Genomic DNA, 20,796 nt, shown 5'->3' with positions numbered 1-20,796 from the left:
GTTTAAGGATGATTGACATGAAGGAAATGTATCCTAAAAACGGACGTGTCATTTTACATGTTGATATGAATAGTTTTTATGCCTCTGTTGAAATGGCCTATGACCCATCACTTAAAGGGAAACCACTGGCGATTGCCGGAAATGTGGAGGAACGTAGGGGCATCATTGTTACCTGCAGCTATGAAGCGAGGAAATTTGGTGTAAAAACAACGATGCCGCTTTGGGAAGCCAAGAAGCTGTGCCCGCAGTTAATTGTGAAAACGCCTAATTTTGATCGTTACCGGGCTGCCTCTAAGGGAATGTTTTCTATTCTCAGAACTTATACAGCACTTGTCGAGCCGGTTTCTATTGATGAAGGATACATGGATATAACCGAAAGTTTTGAATTCGGAAGCCCCATAGAAATTGCAGAAAGTATACAAAAGCGAATTTATGAACAGCTTGATTTACCTTGCAGTATTGGCATTGCTCCGAATAAATTTTTAGCCAAAATGGCCTCTGATATGAAAAAACCGCTTGGTATTACTATCCTTAGAAAGAGGGACATACCAAATGTTCTGTGGCCATTGCATAGTGGTGAAATGCATGGGGTAGGAAAAAAAACAGCGGAAAAGCTAACATCGTTAGGAATTTACACGATCGGCGATTTGGCCAAAGCAAATGAAGTGCAGTTAAAAGCACTTCTTGGAATCAATGGGATTCGATTAAAAGAGCGTGCCAATGGGACGGATCACCGAAGTGTCGACCCGGAATCAATTGAGGAATTCAAAAGTATTGGCAATTCGACAACCCTGCCGAGGGATGTAAGCAATCAGCAAGAGCTTAATCATGTGCTTGATTCATTGGCTGAAACGGTCTCTGTCAGGCTGAAGCGAAAAAACGTCCTTGCATCAACGATAGGGGTTACGATTCGTTATAAGGATCGAAGGACCATCACTAGAAGTAAAAAATTAGAAAATCCAATCCAGCATAAAGAAGAAATTGCGGCCATTGCCAAACAGCTTATGCAAAAGCATTGGAACGGCGATCCCGTCCGTTTATTGGGTATAACAGGTTTTGACTTACTCGACCATGGACTTGCCTATAAACAGTTAGATTTGTTTTCCTATGAAAAAGATGCTAAAAAAGAACCGCTGTTAAAAACAGTTTCATTTCTTAGGGAAAAGTTTGGGAAAAATATTATTGAAACAGCAGGAGAACATTCTGTTGATCAGTCGGATGATGTTGGTACTGCTACAAGTTTTAATAAAGATTTTCTTCGTAAACTTCCGAAAAATGAGTATGAGGAAAAATAAAGCTCCAATTGCCTAATAAGCAAATGGAGCTTTTATCGTTATTGACAAATATCAACATCCAGGTCAGTGACAGGCCACCAGAAGAAACCGTCTTTTTCCAAGAGCTCATCAGCGGCTTTTGGTCCCATGGAGCCTGAAGTGTAGTTAGGGAATGCTGCTTTTGTTTTTTGCCAAACCTCTGAAATTTTATCAACGAAGGCCCAAGAATAAGCTACTTCATCCCAATGGGTGAAATTCGTTGCATCGCCTCTCATGCAGTCATATAGCAGCTTTTCGTATCCTTCAGGAGTATTCATGGTGAAAACCCCTGTATTGGCAAAGCTTAATTTTACCTCTTGTGCATCAAGGTGACCACCAGCTTTTTTAGCATTCAGATGGAGCGTGATCCCTTCCTCTGGCTGAATATGGATCACGAGCAGGTTAGGATTTAACATTTTTTCTGTTTCGTAATATAAATTCATCGGAATATCTTTAAATTGAACGACAATTTTCGTTGATTTTGTAGACATTCTTTTTCCGGTTCTAATGTAGAAAGGAACGCCGGCCCAGCGGAAATTATCAATCATGATTTTACCTGCTACATATGTCTCGGTGTTCGATTCTTTGTCGACCATCGGCTCATCACGGTATTTAGGAACCTGTTTTCCGTTAATGGCACCTTCATCGTATTGACCGCGAACAAAATAATCTTTTATTTGCTCGCCTTCCACCATGCGGAGGGAACGGAATACCCGTACCTTTTCCGAGCGGATTTCATTTGTTGTCAGTTTAATTGGCGGTTCCATCGCAAGCAGTGCCACCATCTGCATCATATGGTTTTGCAGCATATCCCTGAGCGCACCGCTTGTCTCGTAATAGCGTCCTCTTTCCTCAACACCAAGTGTTTCACTTGAAGTAATTTGAATATTGGAAATATAACGGTTATTCCAAAGCGGTTCAAATATCGCATTGGCAAAACGGATTACTTCAATATTCCGCACCATTTCTTTCCCTAAATAATGGTCAATCCGATAAATTTCATCTTCAGAAAATGCTGTTCTAATTTGTTTGTTTAATTCTTTCGCAGAGGCCAAGTCATGACCGAAAGGTTTTTCGATGACGAGACGCTTGTAACCTTTTACATCAGTAAGTCCATCTGATTTTAAATGGAGCGCAATCGGCCCGAAAAATTCTGGTGCCATCGCCAAATAGAAAATGCGATTGCCTTCGAGGGTATAATGTCCATCAATTTCATCGGCTAATTTCTTTAACGCAGCATAGGAGTTGGAATCTCCTGCATCATGGGATTGGTAGAAAAAATGTGAAATAAAATCATCAAGATTTTCTTTGTTTCCTAAAGACGATAATACTGATTCCCTTACAGATGCCTGAAATTCTTCATTTGTAAGCTGTCTTCTGGCAACACCAATCACGGCAAATTTATTTAATCTTTTCCTTTCGTATAAACGATAAAGGGAGGGAAACAGTTTCCGTTTTGCTAAATCACCAGTGGCTCCGAAAATCATTATCAAGGAAGTCATATTTTGTTCCACGTTAGAAACCTCTTTTCTAAAAGTATCTTTTCCTATGTATGTTAAACAAGTATAAATTTTAGCTGTTTCCTTTAGATTTCTCAAATAAATTGATTTGCATGTATCAAAAAAATAGGTGTTTTTTCTCTTGTAATCGCAACCATTGAGCAATAATCTGCATTTTGTGGTATAGTATCCATATTGATTTGGACGGGAAAAGGAGGAGTAATTTTTGGATGTTTTTTTCTTAGGTACGGGTGCCGGAATGCCAGCAAAGCTTCGCAATGTGACATCCATTGCATTAAAATTATTGGAGGAGCGAGGGGCAATTTGGTTGTTTGACGCTGGAGAGGCCACTCAGCATCAAATTTTACATACTGCCATTAAACCGAGAAGAATAGAGAAAATTTTTATTACCCATCTTCATGGAGACCACATTTACGGTCTTCCAGGCCTGCTTTCGAGCCGCTCGTTTCAAGGAGGGGAAACAGAGATCACTGTTTACGGGCCAAAAGGTATTAAACAATATATTGAGGTAAGTCTATCCATAAGCCAAACGTACTTGAAATATCCGCTGTCAGTGGTGGAAATTGATGAAGGGATTATTTTTGAAGATGATCAATTCATTGTCGAAGCCCGCCTCTTGGATCATGGCATTCCATCTTACGGTTATCGTATAGTTGAAAAAGACAGGCCAGGGACTTTACAGGCCGATAAGCTGATGGCAGCAGGTGTCCGTCCAGGTCCGATTTTTAAACAAATAAAAAATGGCGAAGCAGTTACACTTGAAGATGGACGTATTATTCAACCGAGTGAATTTGTAGGGCCAGCACAAAAAGGAAGGATTGTCACCATTCTTGGGGATACGAGATTCAATGAGAATGCTATTTTGCTAGCAAAGAATGCCGATCTTTTGATTCATGAAGCCACTTTCTCTAAGGACGAAGCCAAGCTTGCCTATGACTACTTTCATTCAACCACCTATCAGGCAGCAAAAATTGCCAAGCAGGCAGGGTGCAGCAAGTTATGTCTTACACATATTAGCTCTCGCTACGATCGAAACACGTGGATGGAATTGGTGTACGAAGCTAGGGAGATTTTTGAAAATACAGAGATTGCGGAGGATTTTAAGGAAATTCCGGTTCCTTACAAATAAAGAAAACTCGCCGGCTGGCGAGCTCGTTAGGGCGAAGACTGAGGCGTAGTTCGCCGAAAAGCAGAGCTTTTCGACTGTGATGCTAATGCTCCCGAACATTCCTTAGTGCACTTATGCTTGATAGGAAAGTTATATTTTCATGCCCTATCCCTGAAAAAAAGCACTTGCCTTTTGACAAGTGCTTCTCCTGCATCTTTATCTACATCCAGCCCCGTTCATATTGTTTCGGCCCTTTAATGACTGCGCCAAGTTCTTTGGCTGCTGTCCGAGGCCAGTATGGGTCTCTTAGCAATTCCCGTGCTAAGAAAACTAAATCGGCTCTGTCGTTTTGTAAAATTTCCTCAGCTTGTATGGGGGAAGTTATTAAGCCTACAGTCCCGGTTGGAATGTCTGCCGCTTTCCGAATGGTTTCTGAATATTTTACTTGGTATCCAGGATATACATCAATTCTGGCCGTAACAACGGCACCAGAACTGACATCAATTAAATCCACGCCTTGCTCCTTCAGCCACTGGGCAAATGTTATGTAATCCTCTGGCGTTAAACCGCCTTCTTGATAGTCATTTGCTGAAACACGTACAAATAGAGGACCATCCCAAACTGTTTTTACACTATCAATCACTTCGCGAAGAATTCGGTACCGGTTTTCAGCAGAACCTCCGTATTCATCCCATCGTTTATTGGAAAGCGGCGAGAGAAATTCATTAATCAGGTACCCGTGGGCGCCATGGATTTCAATGACATCAAAACCAGCAACTTTGGCACGTTCCGCTCCTATCTTAAAGGCTTCAACCGTTTCAGCAATGTCAGCTTTCGTCATTTCCTTCGGAGTTTTTGAATGATCATTAAAAGCAATCGCTGACGGAGCGAGAATGTCACCCTCTAATATTGCTTTTCTGCCGGCATGGGCTAGCTGGATACCAATTTTAGCTCCATGTTCTTTTACAAGTCCCACAAGCTCCTTGAAGCCGTTTATATGTTCATCGCTCCAGATTCCTAGGTCTTGCGGGGAAATCCGTCCTTGCGGTGTAACCGCCGTTGCTTCCACAATAATCAACCCAACCTGCCCAACTGCTCTCGACGTATAGTGGGTGCGATGCCAATTTTGGAGATGGCCATCCTGATTATGGCTGGAGTACATGCACATTGGCGACATGACAATTCTGTTTTTGAATGTCACACCTTTTATGGTATAAGGCGAGAAAAGTTTTGCAGTCATTTGAATAACCTCCTGTTTTCATTTCTGAAACCACTACTAGTATAGCAAATAGTCGGAAAATAATATGGGATCATGTTCTCATTCTTTTTCTCTTAGTTCTCGCAACTGATACGTTGTGCCGCGCCACACAATCCCCCCTCGTTTAAAGGTGAGATAGCTTGCTCTGATAATTGAAAAGATAAATAGCATGGCGGTAATTGGAAAAACAAGAAATAAAAGTGGTGAGAAAACGGTCATTCTTTTTGTAATCAGTACGTAAAGAAAGCCGCTGCCGAGTATATTTCCCAAACTTAGAAGAGCAATCACTTTATTTGCTGAAAAAATGGTGATAAACGGCAGAACATGTGTAACAAATACCCCGAAAACGGCGAATAATACCATGCTGATTCGATAATTTAATCCGGCAAAGGTGTTTTTTTCAAGGCCGATAAACGCTTCTTTCAAACTTCCATACCATTCTACTTCGATGATCCGAAGGGCTGTAACAATTCTTTGTCGATATCCTTCTTTTTTCAGTCGCATGCCAAGCTGCAAGTCATCATCAGGGCGCATTTTTATTTTTTCATGCGTGCCAAACGCCTTATATGCTCTTTTTAATACTAAATTAAATGCGCCAATTCCTGTTCCTGTTTTGGACTTGGGATTATTGGCCTGCCATGGGCGTTTAAAATAAGAAAAACCAAACAGAAAAAATGCAACAAACGTTTTTAACCAAAAACTTTTGGCCCATAGATTGGGGGCAGCTGTTAAATGGTCAAGCTGCATTCTTTCTGCATAATGCAATGCTTTGGAGAATGCTTCTTTTTCGTATTGAATATCTGCATCTGTAAACAAAAGCCATTTACCGGCAGCGGACAGATATCCTTTATAGAGAGCGTGGTTCTTTCCAAGCCATCCTTCAGGCAATTCGTGAATATGGAGACCTTTTATCCGCGAGTCTTTCTTCGCCAGGTTGTTGATGATCTCCCCTGTTCTATCAATGGAACGGTCGTTAACAAGAATCCATTCTACATTTTGATAGGTCTGCGCAAGTTGGCTGATTATACTTGCCTCTAGGTGTCTTTCTTCGTTTCGTGCAGCTACAATAACTGACAGTAAGGGTCCGTTATCCATGGGTTCTTCCTTTTCCAAACTGTCCAAATGCCGCAACCCGTTAAGTGCATCGATAAGAAAAATAATCCAAACTAGTATGCCAATTATATACAGCACCGTTAATATGTCGATCATTTCCTCAGTCCTCTTTTTCTTGACTTATCTTTAGTTTAAAGAAACTGAGGGGAAACATTCAATTTTTAAGATGTTTTACCAACCTGAAGCTGGGAGCACAGGGCTTCGCCCATTTTTTTTGATTGAGCGGCAGCAGCTTTAATACATGAAATAAATGCTTCTTGAACTCCATGTTCTTCCAGAACCCGTACTCCGGCTTCCGTTGTTCCTCCTGGACTTGTGACCTCCCGGCGTAATTGCTCTGGTGATTTCGCCGAGTTTTTCACCATTTCAGCGGCTCCAATTAATGTTTGAACAATGAGTTCTTTCCCCATTTGTTTATCAAGCCCGATTTCAACTGCACTTTTTTCCATAGCCTCGATCAAATAATAAATATATGCTGGTCCGCTGCCCGATAACCCGGTTACTGCATCCAGCTGATCTTCCTCAACAAAAGAGGCTAGGCCGACAGTTGCAAACAGTTGTTTGGCTGTTTCCAGCTGCGCATCAGTTACCCTGCTGTTGACCGCAATGGCTGTTGCTGATTTTCCCACTGCTGCAGAAGTATTTGGCATGGCTCTGGCAATGGACAGCGGCTTTACAGCCAAAGTCTCGATTGCATCCATAGATACCCCTGCAAGAACGGACACAATCAACATATCCGGTGACAGATGCCCGCGAATATATTCAATCGCTGAAGCTGCGTCTTTTGGTTTCATCGCCAGCATCACAACATCTGCTCTATCAAAAAGGGCGTTTAAATCATAACTGCTTTGAATCCCGTATTGTTCTTCTAAATATGCTAATCTTGCCTGATTGGCATTGTTTGTTACCCAAATGTTTTTTCGTTCAATTAATCCATTTTCAAGAATACCTGAAATAAAGGCCTCTGCCATCGATCCGGCACCTACAATAGCAATTTTATTCATAAAAATTCCTCCTTACTTTTTGAAAGACTTTCTTAAATTTCGGCTGTTGATTGCCGCTCCAAACAACGGGGAAATAATCAGCAACGTCTTTATCAAAGCCTTTGGAAAAAACAAAAAGACCTCTCATCCCAAAAGGACGAAAGGTCTAACTTCCGTGGTACCACCTTCATTGCCCCAGGCTGCTTCCATTTGCCGGGGGTTCTCTCGACACCGTTAACGCCGGGATACGTTAGGTTTTCCTAATAGCTCATAGGGTAGGTTCAATGATCAAGAGGGCGGTGAAGCCTTTCAGCCTGCCGAGCTTCACTCTCTTTCGCCGTTTTTCATTTACTGGCCCTAGTCATCGCACAAAACAAAATAAATTTTAATAGTGATTATGCAAGAAAATCACCCTTTATGTCAAGGGGTATATTTATTGAATTTTATTTTTTTTCCAAAAAATTATGCGGAAAAAGTGACATTTTTAAATATTAACGCTAAACTTTATCTTATATATATAATAGACACATAATTTTCATATTTGAGGAATAGGTATTCTTTATTTAACTATAATGTTAAGGGGTTTTTTTACATGACGGAATGGAAAGACGGAATTGCTAAGATAACACTTCCAACCCCGTTTCCTGTCGGGGATGTCAATGTTTATCTCCTTAAGGGCGAGCGGCTGACGCTTGTGGATGCTGGGCCCAAAACCGAAGCAGCATGGGAATCACTGACCGCACAATTACGTGAATTGAATTTACGCCCAGAAGACATTGACCAAGTGATTTTGACACACGATCACCCTGATCATACAGGGCTGCTTGATTTTTTTTCTGATACATTGGAAGTTTATGGACATCCATTAAATGAGCGCTGGATTCATCCTACGGAAAACTTTTTACAGGAGTGTAGCCATTTTTTTAAATCATTATTTCATAAGTCAGGTCTTCCTTTGGAATTTATGAATGTTCTTGAGAATCATAAGAACATGTTAAAGTATTCTTGCAATCGCTCGCTCACTGGTACACTAACAGAGGGAATGAGGCCGCCCGGACTTTCTGAGTGGAGGGTGTTGGAGACACCAGGTCATGCACAGAGTCAGGTTGCGTATTATCGAGAAAAAGATGGGATTATGCTTGGCGGTGACCTCATTTTAGCTCATATCTCTCCAAATCCATTGCTTGAGCCGCCGGTGCCGGGTGAATCAATGAGACCAAAGCCTCAGCAGCAGCATAATCATTCTATGCAGAAGCTGTTGTCATATCCGATTCAAATGGTTTACACCGGGCATGGCAAGGAGGTTTTTCAACTGGAAGAACTTGTTAAGCAGCGGCTCGTCAGTCAGCATGACCGTGCAATGAAAGTGAACAAGTGGCTGAAGGAAAGCGAGCTTACAGTTTTTGAAATCTGCCAACGCCTTTTTCCTTCTGTATATAAGCGCGAATTATTCTTAACGTTATCAGAAACAATAGGCCAGCTTGACTATTTATCATCGATCGGAGAAATTATTAGTAGAGATACCCAACCCATGCTTTTTCTGGCAAAGTAAAAAATATGGGGCAACATGGATGAGGTGGTTAAATGGTTAGGGAACAATTAAAGGGTAAAAATATCGTCATCACCGGCGCCTCCGGTGGAATTGGAGCTGAAATTGCCAAGCTTTGTTCGGCAAGCGGAGCCAATCTTGTTTTGCTGGCCCGAAGCATCGATAAACTTGAACAATTAAAGTTACAGCTTGAAGATAAATATCATGTGGATGTACATGTTTTTCGGCTTGATGTGGCCAATACCGATCAAGTTCGGGAGGTTTTTGAACAAATTTTTGCGAGGATTGGATCCATAGATATCCTTGTAAATAATGCTGGATATGGGATTTTCCGTGAAGCTCACGAAGCTTCTATTGACGAAATAAAGGGAATGTTCGAGGTTAATGTAGTCGGATTAATGGCTTGCACGACGATGGTGCTGGGGGCGATGCGGGAAAGGCGATTTGGTCATATTATCAATATTGCCTCGCAGGCTGGAAAAATCGCAACTCCGAAATCGAGCGTTTATTCAGCAACAAAGCATGCTGTTCTTGGCTACACCAATTCCTTACGTATGGAACTGGCCGATTACAATGTGCTTGTTACCTCCGTTAATCCCGGCCCCATTGCGACTAATTTCTTTACCATTGCCGATGAACAAGGGACCTATGTGAAAAATGTACAAAAATTTATGCTTCAGCCCGAATATGTTGCTGGAAAAGTTGTCGACTGCATGTTTACAAAAACAAGGGAAATCAATCTGCCTCGCTGGATGAATTTGGGGAGCGTGGTCTCGGTCCTTTTTCCGCGCTTGTTTGACAAAATTGGCAGCCGGATGCTTAATAAAAAATAATATTAACTTGCCTCTGTTTAGGGGCTTTTTTCAATTGATTAAAAATTCGTATACTGCATCATTTATTGCTTCATACAATTCCACCGTGGGTTCTTCTTCCTTCAGCTGCAAAATTTTCTGGGTTAATTCCTCCAAATCTTGAGCGGTAAGTGGCAGGGGCCCTGCCTCATAATATTGTTTAAAACAATTTTTTATCATTTTCATTATTAACTTTTTCTCCATAACATGCACCTCTTTAATCTATTATATCGTTTTCTTGGTGTTAATTCATATTGTAAATAAGTAAAAAAATTCCATTGAATACGAACGCATATTCGGGTAGAATAAGAATAGAATAAAGAACAAATGTTCTATATTTATCACTGTGAGGGATTATTCATGGTTGATTACAGCACGTTGCCGCAAAATAAAATTTTATGTGTGGATATGAAGAGCTTTTATGCCAGTTGCTCTGCTGTCATGCTTGGTCTCGATCCCTTAAACTGCTATATCGCGATTGTCGGGGATAAAGAGCGGCAGGGAAGCATTGTACTCGCAGCTTCCCCGCGTTTGAAAAAAGAATTTGGCATTAAAACAGGATCACGGCTGTTTGAGATTCCAAAAGATCCGAGAATTAGGCTTGAGGAGCCCAAGATGGCAACTTATTTGCGAATCTCCACGGAAATTACTCGTGTGTTTAATCGCTATGTTCCAAAAGAAGCAATCCATGTTTATAGTGTCGATGAAAGCTTTATCAAGGTAGATGGCTCCCTTCATCTGTGGGGGGATGCCCAAACAATTGCTCAAAAGATAAGAAACGATATTGAACGGGAATTTCAGCTGCCATGTGCAATCGGAATTGGCCCTAATATGTTAATGGCGAAACTTTGCCTTGATTTGGAAGCCAAAAATATAGGAGTTGCCGAGTGGACATATGAGGATGTCGAGACAAAGCTTTGGAAGGTGTCACCCTTGAGGAAAATGTGGGGAATCGGCCGCCGTGTTGAAAAAACATTAAATGGCATGGGTATCTTCACGGTCGGTCAGTTGGCCCGCTACGATTTAGAAACGCTGGAAAAAAAATTCGGCATTATGGGAAACCAGCTGTATTATCATGCTTTGGGAGTAGATTTGTCCCAATTGGGAGCACCGCTAGTTGAGGGGCAGATCAGTTTTGGTAAAAGCCAAATTCTGTTAAGGGACTATAAAGACGAAACCGAAATAAAGCATGTTATTTTAGAAATGTGTGAGGAGGTAGCAAGAAGGGCGAGAACCCATCGTACGGCTGGACGGACAATCAGCCTTGGCATCGGCTACAGCCAAGATGAGTTTGGCGGGGGCTTTCACCGTTCTCATACCATCCGCCAGCCGACAAATGTAACAATGGACCTTTATCGTGTTTGTCTAAAAATTTTCCATGAGCATTATAAAGGCAAGACGGTAAGGCAGATTTCACTTTCGCTTGGCAATATTGTCGACGACTGCGAACTGCAACTTGATTTGTTTGACATGAGTGCTCATAAGCGGCGGGAGCTTGGTTATGTAGTCGATTCGATCCGCCGGCGTTTTGGGGCTGGTTCACTCTTAAGAGCGGTATCTTATACCGCTGGAGGAACTGCCAAGCACCGAGCCAAACTTGTTGGCGGGCACAAAATGTAATAAAAAAGGGATGTCAAAGGAAGGAGAGGCTCGATGATTCGCGACCGCGGCAGAATCAAATGGACAGCGATGATGCTGCCCGAACATGTGAAATTGATCAGGGACTGGGTCAAAGAAGACCAGTACGAGAAGCAAAAGGAAATGGATGAACAGCAGTTGGAGCAGATGAATGAAACGCTGGCTGCGGCGATTGAATTTGATCATTATGTTATGATTACGCATTATTATAATCGGAATTATGAAATTGTTATGGGAAAAATTCATTATTGGGATGAGCTGGCGCACAAGCTTCATGTCGTCGACCGCTTCGAAGCAGTGCACCGGATTCCTATTGCGGCAATTGTCGACATTCGGGTTACGGATTTGTAAAAGAGCGGCCTGATATTGAATGCCGCTCTTTTAATCATTAGTCTTCTTTTGGAACCCGGACTTGTGATTCAAAATGTCCTTTATGGGAACCGTCACAATATGGCTTATTATTTGACAACCCGCACCGGCAGAGGGAAAAGGAAGGTTTTGTCGAATATACATTTCCTTCACCATCAAGTAATTCCACATCACCGGTAATACGTAATGACCCATTATCATTCACTTTAATTTGTACTTTTGACATACTGACACCTCTTATCATTAGTTTCTTTCAGATTAACGGGATTGGGAGAAAAATGCAACAAACTGGGGCCAAGCAAAAAACATACAGTTGCTGCAGCAATATGATACAATTCATCATATGCCATAGAGAGGAGCTTTAAACATGGAGATTACGATTACAGCAGCGGCAGCTAACAAAATAGCAGAGAAAATAGGGGAGCAAAGCGGCTATTTAAAACTGAAATATGACACAGAGGGGTGCGGTTGTGCTGTGGATGGAGTGGCAGCCTTGTGGTTTGTATCGGAAGTAGAGGATACAGATATCGCAATTGACACAAATAACAGGACGATCTACCTTGAAAAATCCAAAATGGTTTTCTTTGATGAGAAAATGACCATTGATTTTTCCACTAGCCTGAATCGTTTTCAGCTCAAGAGTCCGCAGCAAATCCTAAACGGCCAATTGAGTTTCATCATAAAAGAAAATAAAGACTGATCCAGCAAAGGGTCAGTCTTTTTAAGTAGAAAGAGCGGGTTCTACATATTTTTGTAAAAATTCATCGACAACCCGTTCATAATCAACGCGGTTTTCATTAAAGGACTGGGCATGAAGCCCATTTTCCGCGATATACAACATTTTCGGACCGTTTTTTTGCTCAAATAACTCCTTAGTCATGGTCGGTAAAATAAAATCATCCTTACGACTGTGGATAAACAGCACTGGATGCTTGATATTTCCAATAACGGAAATCGGAGAAACATTCCGAATTGAATATTTATCGCGGATTCTCAAAATAACATCTCCAATTGGGAGAAGCAGCCTGGGATAAAGTTTAAAGTCTTTTTTAATTAAGTATGCCAGCTGCTGTTGGAAATCAGAAAATGGACAATCGGCGATATAAAAATCGGCACCGTCTTCAATAAGCCCAGCATACAAAAGCATCGTTGCGGCTCCCATAGACTCACCGTGAATCCCTAAAATAATATCATGTCCTATCTCGATTTTTAGCCAGTCAACAACCGCTTTTAAATCAAATTTTTCATAATGGCCAAAGCTGGTCGTTTTTCCGCCGGATTCACCGTGGCGTCGGTGGTCATAAATCAAAGCATTGAAGCCGCGCTCCAGGAACAGGTTCATATATTTAACAGAATTAATCTTTGTTTCGGTCACTCCATGGGAAATAATGATATAACGGTTAGTTTGGTGCGGCTCGACAAGCACAGCCTTAATGGAATAGCCGAAGGGTGACGCAATGGCAACCTCCCGTTTTGGGCGAGATTCGAAGTCTTTCGGATTAAAGCGTCCCGCATCTTTTTCCCGATTTAAAATAAAGTCCTCATCCTTCTTTTTCATATACATAATCCTGTTGGTAAAATACAGGGCAAGCGCAAACCAGAAAAACAACAAAATAAATAGAGCTCGAAGTGTCTTCTTCAAATTTGATTTCACCACCTTTGATTTCATTGTTATGAAATATTTTACAGAAAAAAAGCCGCTGATTACAAATTTAACCTATAAAAAGAAAATATGAAGCTTGTCTTATAGACAAGCTTCATATTTAGTCTTTAAAACATGTTTTTTTCCGCCGAATCAACCGTATGTTTCAATAGCGTGGCAATGGTGACAGGGCCTACACCGCCAGGGACAGGCGTTATAGCACTGGCTGCCGTAAAGCATGTCTCGTAATCTACATCTCCAATATTTCCTTTGTTATATCCGGCATCCAGTACAATAGCTCCTTCTTTTAACCAGCTGCCTTGAATAAATTTAGGCTTTCCTACTGCAGCAACCACAAGATCTGCTTGTTTTATAATTTCGGGTAAATTTGCTGTTTTCGAATGACAGGTCGTAACGGTAGCATTTTCATTAAGCAGTAACGCTGAAACAGGCTTGCCAAGGATGGGGCTTCTGCCCACGACAACGGCATGTTTACCTTCGGTTGAGATTTTGTAATATTTTATTATTTCCATGATGGCTGCAGGAGTACATGATGGGAAATTGCCAAATCCCAATGCGGTCTGACCGTATCCTGCACTTGTTACACCGTCTACATCCTTTTGAATATCAATGGCTTCAAAAGCCATTCTCTCATCAATGTGAGATGGAACTGGGTGTTGTAAAAGGATTCCATGAACAGATGCGTCCTCGTTTAATTCTTTAATGGTTTCTAATAATTCTTTGGTTGTTGTTTCTTCTGGCAAATGAACTCGAATAGAATGGATACCTAATTTCTTACAAGCATTCCCTTTCATTTTTACATATGTTTCAGAGGAAGGATTGTCGCCCACTAATATCGTTGCAAGGCATGGTATGATGCCATTATTTTTTAACGCTTCAATTCGTCCCTTTAATTTCTCTTTAATGTCTTGGGCTACAATATTTCCATCCAAAATAATTTTCTCCATGTTTTCTCCTCCAAAAATTGTAATAAAAAAGAGATAAGGATTAGATCCTTATCTCTGCCCAGACGACCCGACAATATATAATCACAGCTTCCATGTGGTCTTTTCCACAAATGTCGTCAGTTACTGTGACTTCTCCATGTATAAGAAAAAGATAACATATAAAAGAAAAAAGTCAATCAATTTGATTAATGAACGCCTAGGATGACGCTTGCACTTGCTTATTGTTCAGCATTTTGCCTTTTGGTTGGATGGATGGCTTTTTCGATTTCTTCAGCTGAAATAATTCGTTTTCCTGTACCGGCTGATTCAGCATAGTTTTTTCCTGCTTGGCTGTTTCCTTTATCACGTTTTTGGCTCATGGACACAAATCTCCCTTCAAATCTTGTCACCTAATAAGATGCATAGATGGGAGTCAGATTATTCACGATTTGGTATGAAGCCTGTAATAACCGCTGTCAATCTCTCTTGAGAGGTGAGGGCGGACGACTTCAATTGCCTCCATTAGCTTATCAAGGTCAATCCCTGTATCAATCCCCATTCTCTCAAGCATATAAACAACATCCTCTGTAGCTGTATTGCCGCTTGCTCCTGGTGCAAATGGGCAGCCGCCAAGGCCTCCGGCAGATGTATCAAAACGGGAAATTCCGGCTTGAAGAGAGGCAAAAATATTAGCCAAACCGAGCTTGCGGGTATCATGGAAATGTGCAGTTAAAAGAATATCTGTGAACTGTTCTGTAAGGGTAGAAAATAAGGAATACGCCTCATTTGGCGCTGCCATTCCAATCGTATCAGCTACACTTAATTCATCGACCCCAGCTTCAACAAATTCTCTGCACAGCCTTAAGGTTTCCGTCTCGGCGATTTTACCTTCGTAAGGACAATAAAAAGCTGTGGAAATGCAGGCGCGCACGAAATAATTTTTTTCCTTTAATTCATGGATGATAGGCTTTAGCTCTGCCATACTATCCTGAGTTGATTTGTTAATATTTTTCAAGTTAAAGCTGTTGCTTACTCCCACAAATACAGCAACAGCATGGCAATTTGCAGCATAAACCCGGTTAATTCCGTTGCGATTTGGGGCCAGAACAATATTAAGTGAATCGGCATCCAGACAATCAGCTGTAATTTCTGCAGCATCAGCCATTTGTGGCACCCATTTCGGCGAAACAAATGAAGTAAGTTCCATTTCTTTTAATCCGGCCTTTTTCAATTTTGAAATAAATTGTTTTTTTATTTCTGTTGGTACGAACAGTTTTTCATTTTGCAGTCCATCCCGTGGGCCAACCTCAATAATTGTCACTTTTTTTGGCAAATTCAGCATCCATTACCACCCCTAATAGAACTTCATACTTTAATTGTAGTGGTGGTAAATATTGAAAATCAAGAATAAATAGAACTTTTAAAAAATATCAGGGGAAGTAATGAAAAATAAAAGACCTGGGCTCAACCCTCGGTTTTTAAAGTACGATCACGAACTTAACAGTGGTATAATAGTGATATATTGTTGATTAAGGAGTGTCTGAGATGAAGAAAAGACAACCAGCATCCAAACCCAAAAAAGATGACTCACCATTAACTCTTAAGGATATGATGAATCCTGCAATAATTAAGCAATTAAAGGAACAACAGGAACAACTGCTGGTCGAAGAAAATAGAAAAAAAGAGGCAGAGGAGCAGAGAAAAAGGGAAGAGAGAAAATTAAAAGAAAAGAACAAAACGTTTGAAGAACTATTAAATGAAAGCGACATGAACTGGAAAAAGTTCAAATAAGGAGAGCTAATCAGCTCTCCTTAACGATGTTCATTATAAGTATTCTTCTTTGTGATCTCTTTAATGATTGCAATTTCTTCCTCTGTCAGCGGCTGACTTTTTATGGCTTTGGCGTTTTCTCTTACTTGTTCTGGGCTGCTTGCTCCAGCAACAACAGAAGCAACCGCAGGATTTGCCAGATTATAGTGCAGAGCTACCTCGGTAAATGATCTGTCGGCGGCTGCTTTTTCTTTTAATAATGGCAAAATCTCGGATAATTCTTCATAACTGTAATCCAAATATCCTTTTTCAGCAGCTTTTTCCAGTAGTTTATCGCTTAATAGCCCTTTGGCAAGGGGGCCGCGCGTGACAACACTAATTCCATACTCATGAAGCATTGGAAGCACCGCTTCCTCTGGGCGGCGATCCAGCATACTGTACTGCATCATGACAGATACAATATTGGATTTTTTAACAAACTCCCTGATCACATTTGGGCGAATGGAGGAAATACCGTAATAGCGTATAAAACCTTCAGCTTTTAATTCTTCAAACGCTTCAATTGTCTCTTCAATCGGGTCATTAAGTGTGCCGCCATGCAATTGATAGAGGTCTATATATTCAATTCCGAGCCTCTTTAAACTATTTTTCACTTCTTCTTTGATATAGGCCTTGGAAGGGTCCCATGTCCAGCCTGTCTTGTCTTGTTTCCAACGATTTCCTACCTTTGTTGCAATGACCACCTGATCACGGATAGCATGTAACGCTTTTCCAACAAGTACCTCGTTTTGACCAACATCGTATAAATCAGCTGTGTCAAAATAATTGATTCCTTCTTCAAGGGCAGTATCAATAATTCTTCGAGATGTTATTTCATCAGTTCCAATGGACATACAGCCCAGACCCAGTTCGGAAACTTCTAAATCCGAATTCCCCAGTTTACGTTTTTTCAAGACCATCACCCTATTCCTTTTACTACAATTTTATAAAAGAACGGGAAAGACTACAAATAGCATGTCTTATTTTAAAGCAATCTTTTGAATCCAGTCAGTTACATAAATAAAGTCTTTGTTATACTCTTTTAACTTTTGCAGTATTTCCCATCCTTTTCCGGTCAGGATGATTCCCTGCTCATGAACGTATACCTTCATTCCATACCCTCCTTGTAAAGTATGGTAAAATGTATGACAGATTCTTTTAGGAATAGAACAGGAGTTGGATAAAATGACAAAACTTGAAGAAAAAACAATTCAAAGTGAAGAAATATTTTCAGGGAAAATTATCAGCCTCCACTTGCAAGAGGTTGAGCTGCCAAATGGTAAGACATCCAAACGGGAAATTATCAAACATCCGGGTGCCGTGGCGATTTTGGCAGTCACAGAAGAAAATAAAATCGTAATGGTCGAACAATACAGAAAAGCATTGGAAAGAACTATTGTGGAAATACCAGCAGGGAAACTGGAAAAAGAAGAAAAACCGGAATTATGCGCCATTAGGGAATTGGAAGAGGAAACAGGCTACGAATGTTCAAGTTTGGAACTGCTCACCTCATTTTATACATCACCAGGTTTTGCGGATGAAATTGTTCATGTCTATATGGCAAAAGGATTGAAGAAAAAGGAAAATGCTGCGACTCTCGATGAAGATGAATTTGTAAATGTGGAAAAAATAACATTAGATAAAGCACTTCAATATATAAAGGAACAAAAAATCTATGATGCCAAAACCATTTATGCAGTTCAATATTTGCAGTTGCAAGAGGCCTTGAAACATAAATGAAACGCTATTATGTAGATTTACATATTCACATCGGACGGACTTGGACAGGAAAACCTGTCAAAATTACCGGAGCGAAATCACTAACCTTTACAAATATCATAGAGCATGCAAGAAATGAAAAAGGGCTGAACATGATTGGGATTATCGATTGCCACTCGCCGGAAGTCATTGAAGAAATCGAAAGCCTGATAGCAAGCGGGGATCTTTACGAACATCCGGACGGAGGTTTAATTTTTGGAGATTTAACCATCATTCCTGGTTCTGAATTGGAAATATATGATAAACAATGCAATGGCCCGATTCATGTGCTTTGTTTTATGCCGAAACTAGCTGTCATGAAGGAGTTTTCAGCATGGCTGTCAGGCCATTTGAAAAATATTCAGTTGAGTTCGCAACGGATATATGTTACGGGGATGAGTCTCCAGCAAAAAGTGAAATCCTTGGAGGGAATCTTTATTCCCGCGCATGTTTTTACACCATTTAAGAGCTTGTATGGGAAAGGGGTAAATAAGTCTTTAACAGAAGTATTCGACCCCGGTCTTATTGATGGAATTGAGCTGGGATTAAGTTCAAATACTGATATGGCAGACCAAATTGGTGAAATTCATCCGTATACGTTCGTGACAAATTCAGACGCTCACTCTCTAGCGAAAATTGCTCGTGAATATCAGGTTGTGGCGCTTGAAGAACCAACATTTTTGGAGCTGGAAAAGGCCCTAAAGAGGGAAGACGGCCGCCATTTTTTGGCGAATTATGGTCTAGATCCGCTTCTTGGTAAGTATCATAAAACGGTTTGTTCAGAATGCTCGAATCCCTTGCATCGAGATGAGCAAATCTGTAATCTGTGCGGAAGTCATAAAGTGATAAAAGGCGTAGCCGATCGGATTCTGGAGTTGAAAACAGCGGAAACAAGTCCTAAAGGCCGTCCACCATATATTCATCAGGTGCCGCTTGAATTTTTACCAGGATTAGGGCCTAAATTGCTGGAAAAGCTGGTGAATCATTTTGGCAGTGAAATGGTAATTTTGCATGAAGTACCTTATGAAGCATTACGAAACGTAGTTCCAGATAAAATTGCCAGCCTAATTATGAAAGCAAGAGCAGGGGAAATCAGCCTGCATGCAGGGGGCGGTGGAAAATACGGAAAGATTGCGGACCAATAAATAGAGAAATGAAGAAACTCGGAAGCCAAATTTTAGCGTCCGAGTTTTTCTTTATTCTAGCATTTTTTGTCATAGAAAAACTAGAGTGGCATAGACTGTACTAACCGAATGAAACCTGGGAGGAAGCCGAATGAAAAAACGATTGTACCAGTCCGATGCCGCAAGTTATTTCCGGGAGTATTCCTCAATTTTTTTATTTGTAGTGGTATTATTTTTAATGGGAGTTATTTTTGGTGCGATTGTCGTTAATAGTATGAGTCTTACTCAAAAAGAGGATTTATACTATTATTTATCACAATTCTTTGGACAAGTATCGAATGGGAAAGTAGCAGATAACAACGATTTATTTTTGCAGAGCTTCCTTCAAAATAGTAAATTTATCGGGCTTATTTGGGTACTGGGAATTTCGATTATCGGCCTTCCAGTCATTCTCATTCTCCTGTTTGTTAAGGGAATGGTTGTGGGGTTTACTGTTGGTTTCCTTGTCAGTCAAATGGGCTGGAAGGGCTTTTTACTGGCAGTTGCTTCCATCATGCCGCAAAACTTGATTGTTATTCCTATTTTTATTATGATGGCGGCATTGTCCGTTATTTTTTCGTTGAGAATGGTCAAGAAACAATTTATTAAAAAGTATGCAGAACCAATCATGCCTTTTTTTAAAGGCTATATTTTGGCTTTAATTGCAGCGGTTGTCTGTCTTTCACTAGCTTCAGGGATTGAGGCCTATTTATCACCAGCATTGATGAAATCAATTGTAGGAACAACTACTTTCTTAAAATAATTATTTTATAATAGATAATATAAATTCTAGTTTATAATAATTTTATTTTGATTCTCGTTTATCATCTGATATAATGAAAATTAACAGTGGCGAGGGAGGGCCTTCAGGATGGAAACGAGAATTGAACGAATCAAAAAACAGTTGCATTCCGCAAGTTATAAACTTACTCCGCAGCGTGAAGCAACCGTTAGAGTTTTACTTGAAAATGAAGAGGATCATTTAAGTGCAGAAGATGTGTACCTCCTCGTAAAAGAAAAATCGCCTGAAATCGGCTTAGCAACTGTATATCGCACATTGGAATTGTTAACCGAATTAAAAATTGTTGATAAAATAAATTTTGGTGACGGTGTTTCCCGCTATGATTTACGCCAGGAAGGTGCAGCTCATTTTCATCATCATCTTGTCTGCATTGAATGTGGTGCCGTCGATGAAATTCAGGAAGATTTACTAGAAGATGTTGAAGCCATCGTAGAACAAAGATGGAGATTTAAAATAAAAGATCATCGCCTTACTTTTCATGGTATTTGCCATCGTTGCCAGGATAAGCCAAGAGAAGAGGAAAGGGCGGAATAAGGAGGGTCCTTTCATTTAAGGGACTTTTTCTTTTTTCATTGGCTATGTTAATTATTTTCTAGCTGATTGGAGCGGAAATTAAAAGCAAAGTTTAACAAAGACTTTCTCTAAAATAAGGTGAAAACCTCATATTTCCCATTATCAGGTATAAAACTTGTACAATTTGGCATACCTTTTACTAGTAATGTATGAAATTGGGGGAAATAGGATGGTTTCTTTTTTTAAAACTGTTATAAGCACTTTGAAGGTGTTTATTCTTTTCACAGGCTGCACGATTCTTTTTTATTATGGTATTATGTGGGTAACGGAAGAATACCAGAGTTATCATCGATACGATGCCCCGGAAGGCACGGCATTAAAAGTTTCAAACGCGGTAGATCATAAGGATTCCTCATTATTTGACCGTCTGAAACTGTTTTATTTAAATGGGGAGTAGTGG

Annotated in this window: 25 protein-coding genes and 1 riboswitch; of the genes, 13 read left to right on the top strand and 12 right to left on the bottom strand. The window is 40.5% G+C overall.

What is annotated here, in order from left to right; translation table 11 throughout:
- Window positions 1-17: 17 nt before the first annotated feature.
- Window positions 18-1,295: a DNA polymerase IV gene (locus HPT25_RS25420; RefSeq protein ID WP_173070510.1), complete on the top strand. Its 1,278-nt coding sequence runs from the start codon at window positions 18-20 to the stop codon at window positions 1,293-1,295.
- Window positions 1,296-1,333: 38 nt separating this feature from the next.
- On the opposite strand, the gene zwf is transcribed toward HPT25_RS25420, so the two are convergent.
- Window positions 1,334-2,800 (bottom strand): glucose-6-phosphate dehydrogenase, encoded by a 1,467-nt coding sequence (gene zwf / locus HPT25_RS25415; RefSeq protein ID WP_217269991.1) that lies wholly within the window; start codon window positions 2,798-2,800, stop codon window positions 1,334-1,336.
- 238 nt (window positions 2,801-3,038) lie between these two features.
- Between zwf and rnz the strand changes: the two genes are divergently transcribed.
- Window positions 3,039-3,962 (top strand): ribonuclease Z, encoded by a 924-nt coding sequence (gene rnz, locus HPT25_RS25410; protein ID WP_173070508.1) that lies wholly within the window; start codon window positions 3,039-3,041, stop codon window positions 3,960-3,962.
- 199 nt (window positions 3,963-4,161) lie between these two features.
- On the opposite strand, the gene namA is transcribed toward rnz, so the two are convergent.
- From namA to proC, 3 genes are all read right to left on the bottom strand, one after another.
- Window positions 4,162-5,181, bottom strand: coding sequence for an NADPH dehydrogenase NamA (gene namA, locus HPT25_RS25405; protein WP_173070506.1), 1,020 nt, complete (start codon window positions 5,179-5,181; stop codon window positions 4,162-4,164).
- Between the two features lie 78 nt (window positions 5,182-5,259).
- Window positions 5,260-6,408, bottom strand: a complete 1,149-nt coding sequence (locus tag HPT25_RS25400) for a glycosyltransferase family 2 protein (protein WP_217269835.1) — start codon at window positions 6,406-6,408, stop codon at window positions 5,260-5,262.
- 65 nt (window positions 6,409-6,473) lie between these two features.
- The gene (gene proC / locus HPT25_RS25395) at window positions 6,474-7,316 is read right to left on the bottom strand and encodes a pyrroline-5-carboxylate reductase (RefSeq protein ID WP_173070504.1); all 843 of its coding nucleotides are present in this window, start codon (window positions 7,314-7,316) and stop codon (window positions 6,474-6,476) included.
- A gap of 571 nt (window positions 7,317-7,887) precedes the next feature.
- Here proC and HPT25_RS25390 point away from each other — a divergent pair.
- Together HPT25_RS25390 and HPT25_RS25385 are read left to right on the top strand one after the other, a co-directional pair.
- Window positions 7,888-8,847, top strand: a complete 960-nt coding sequence (locus HPT25_RS25390; RefSeq protein WP_173070502.1) for an MBL fold metallo-hydrolase — start codon at window positions 7,888-7,890, stop codon at window positions 8,845-8,847.
- A 32-nt stretch (window positions 8,848-8,879) separates the two neighbouring features.
- Window positions 8,880-9,677 (top strand): SDR family NAD(P)-dependent oxidoreductase, encoded by a 798-nt coding sequence (locus HPT25_RS25385; protein ID WP_173070500.1) that lies wholly within the window; start codon window positions 8,880-8,882, stop codon window positions 9,675-9,677.
- A gap of 30 nt (window positions 9,678-9,707) precedes the next feature.
- Here HPT25_RS25385 and HPT25_RS25380 read toward each other — a convergent pair whose 3' ends face one another.
- Entirely contained in the window at window positions 9,708-9,899 is a 192-nt protein-coding gene (locus tag HPT25_RS25380) for a YqzH family protein (RefSeq protein ID WP_173070498.1), read from the bottom strand.
- Window positions 9,900-10,055: 156 nt separating this feature from the next.
- Here HPT25_RS25380 and HPT25_RS25375 point away from each other — a divergent pair, with 156 nt between their 5' ends.
- Together HPT25_RS25375 and HPT25_RS25370 are read left to right on the top strand one after the other, a co-directional pair.
- Window positions 10,056-11,315: a Y-family DNA polymerase gene (locus HPT25_RS25375; protein ID WP_173070496.1), complete on the top strand. Its 1,260-nt coding sequence runs from the start codon at window positions 10,056-10,058 to the stop codon at window positions 11,313-11,315.
- Window positions 11,316-11,348: 33 nt separating this feature from the next.
- On the top strand, window positions 11,349-11,684 hold the full coding sequence (locus HPT25_RS25370; protein ID WP_173070494.1) for a YolD-like family protein: 336 nt from the start codon (window positions 11,349-11,351) through the stop codon (window positions 11,682-11,684).
- Between the two features lie 37 nt (window positions 11,685-11,721).
- Here HPT25_RS25370 and HPT25_RS25365 read toward each other — a convergent pair whose 3' ends face one another.
- The gene (locus HPT25_RS25365) at window positions 11,722-11,928 is read right to left on the bottom strand and encodes a CDGSH iron-sulfur domain-containing protein (protein ID WP_173070492.1); all 207 of its coding nucleotides are present in this window, start codon (window positions 11,926-11,928) and stop codon (window positions 11,722-11,724) included.
- Between the two features lie 141 nt (window positions 11,929-12,069).
- Here HPT25_RS25365 and HPT25_RS25360 point away from each other — a divergent pair, with 141 nt between their 5' ends.
- Window positions 12,070-12,402, top strand: a complete 333-nt coding sequence (locus HPT25_RS25360) for an iron-sulfur cluster biosynthesis family protein (RefSeq protein ID WP_173070490.1) — start codon at window positions 12,070-12,072, stop codon at window positions 12,400-12,402.
- Window positions 12,403-12,423: 21 nt separating this feature from the next.
- On the opposite strand, the gene HPT25_RS25355 is transcribed toward HPT25_RS25360, so the two are convergent.
- The 4 genes from HPT25_RS25355 to HPT25_RS25340 all read right to left on the bottom strand — a co-directional run bounded on the left by HPT25_RS25355 (window position 12,424) and on the right by HPT25_RS25340 (window position 15,633).
- The gene (locus tag HPT25_RS25355) at window positions 12,424-13,344 is read right to left on the bottom strand and encodes an alpha/beta hydrolase (RefSeq protein WP_173070488.1); all 921 of its coding nucleotides are present in this window, start codon (window positions 13,342-13,344) and stop codon (window positions 12,424-12,426) included.
- Window positions 13,345-13,472: 128 nt separating this feature from the next.
- The gene (locus HPT25_RS25350) at window positions 13,473-14,312 is read right to left on the bottom strand and encodes a bifunctional 5,10-methylenetetrahydrofolate dehydrogenase/5,10-methenyltetrahydrofolate cyclohydrolase (protein WP_173070486.1); all 840 of its coding nucleotides are present in this window, start codon (window positions 14,310-14,312) and stop codon (window positions 13,473-13,475) included.
- 49 nt (window positions 14,313-14,361) lie between these two features.
- A riboswitch (ZMP/ZTP riboswitch) is annotated at window positions 14,362-14,446 on the bottom strand.
- 84 nt (window positions 14,447-14,530) lie between these two features.
- Window positions 14,531-14,671 (bottom strand): hypothetical protein, encoded by a 141-nt coding sequence (locus HPT25_RS25345; protein WP_173070484.1) that lies wholly within the window; start codon window positions 14,669-14,671, stop codon window positions 14,531-14,533.
- Between the two features lie 62 nt (window positions 14,672-14,733).
- Window positions 14,734-15,633 carry a hydroxymethylglutaryl-CoA lyase gene (locus HPT25_RS25340; protein WP_173070482.1) on the bottom strand — a complete coding sequence of 300 codons (900 nt, stop codon included), beginning with the start codon at window positions 15,631-15,633 and terminating at the stop codon, window positions 14,734-14,736.
- 203 nt (window positions 15,634-15,836) lie between these two features.
- Here HPT25_RS25340 and HPT25_RS25335 point away from each other — a divergent pair, with 203 nt between their 5' ends.
- The gene (locus tag HPT25_RS25335) at window positions 15,837-16,082 is read left to right on the top strand and encodes a YqkE family protein (protein ID WP_173070480.1); all 246 of its coding nucleotides are present in this window, start codon (window positions 15,837-15,839) and stop codon (window positions 16,080-16,082) included.
- Window positions 16,083-16,102: 20 nt separating this feature from the next.
- Here the strand turns inward: HPT25_RS25335 and HPT25_RS25330 are convergent, their stop codons facing one another.
- Window positions 16,103-17,014: an aldo/keto reductase gene (locus HPT25_RS25330; RefSeq protein WP_173070478.1), complete on the bottom strand. Its 912-nt coding sequence runs from the start codon at window positions 17,012-17,014 to the stop codon at window positions 16,103-16,105.
- 66 nt (window positions 17,015-17,080) lie between these two features.
- A complete protein-coding gene (mciZ, locus tag HPT25_RS25325) occupies window positions 17,081-17,212 on the bottom strand; it encodes a Z-ring formation inhibitor MciZ (RefSeq protein WP_173070476.1) in 132 nt (43 codons plus the stop codon).
- A 73-nt stretch (window positions 17,213-17,285) separates the two neighbouring features.
- Between mciZ and HPT25_RS25320 the strand changes: the two genes are divergently transcribed.
- The 5 genes from HPT25_RS25320 (at window position 17,286) to HPT25_RS25300 (ending at window position 20,793) form a co-directional block, all read left to right on the top strand.
- Entirely contained in the window at window positions 17,286-17,840 is a 555-nt protein-coding gene (locus HPT25_RS25320) for an NUDIX hydrolase (protein ID WP_173070474.1), read from the top strand.
- Complete coding sequence (locus HPT25_RS25315) at window positions 17,837-19,003, top strand: endonuclease Q family protein (RefSeq protein ID WP_173070472.1); 1,167 nt, start codon at window positions 17,837-17,839, stop codon at window positions 19,001-19,003. The genes HPT25_RS25320 and HPT25_RS25315 overlap by 4 nt, the downstream gene beginning before the upstream one ends.
- 130 nt (window positions 19,004-19,133) lie before the next feature.
- Window positions 19,134-19,784, top strand: coding sequence for a stage II sporulation protein M (spoIIM, locus tag HPT25_RS25310; RefSeq protein WP_173070470.1), 651 nt, complete (start codon window positions 19,134-19,136; stop codon window positions 19,782-19,784).
- Between the two features lie 108 nt (window positions 19,785-19,892).
- Window positions 19,893-20,357 carry a ferric iron uptake transcriptional regulator gene (gene fur, locus HPT25_RS25305; protein WP_173070468.1) on the top strand — a complete coding sequence of 155 codons (465 nt, stop codon included), beginning with the start codon at window positions 19,893-19,895 and terminating at the stop codon, window positions 20,355-20,357.
- 208 nt (window positions 20,358-20,565) lie between these two features.
- Entirely contained in the window at window positions 20,566-20,793 is a 228-nt protein-coding gene (locus HPT25_RS25300) for a YqzK family protein (protein WP_173070466.1), read from the top strand.
- The last annotated feature ends 3 nt before the right edge of the window (window positions 20,794-20,796 follow it).

The sequence above is a fragment of the Neobacillus endophyticus genome (assembly GCF_013248975.1).
GTDB lineage: Bacteria > Bacillota > Bacilli > Bacillales > Cytobacillaceae > Neobacillus > Neobacillus endophyticus.
Note: the sequence above shows the minus strand (reverse complement) of the source record. Positions and strands in the feature narration are given on the sequence as shown.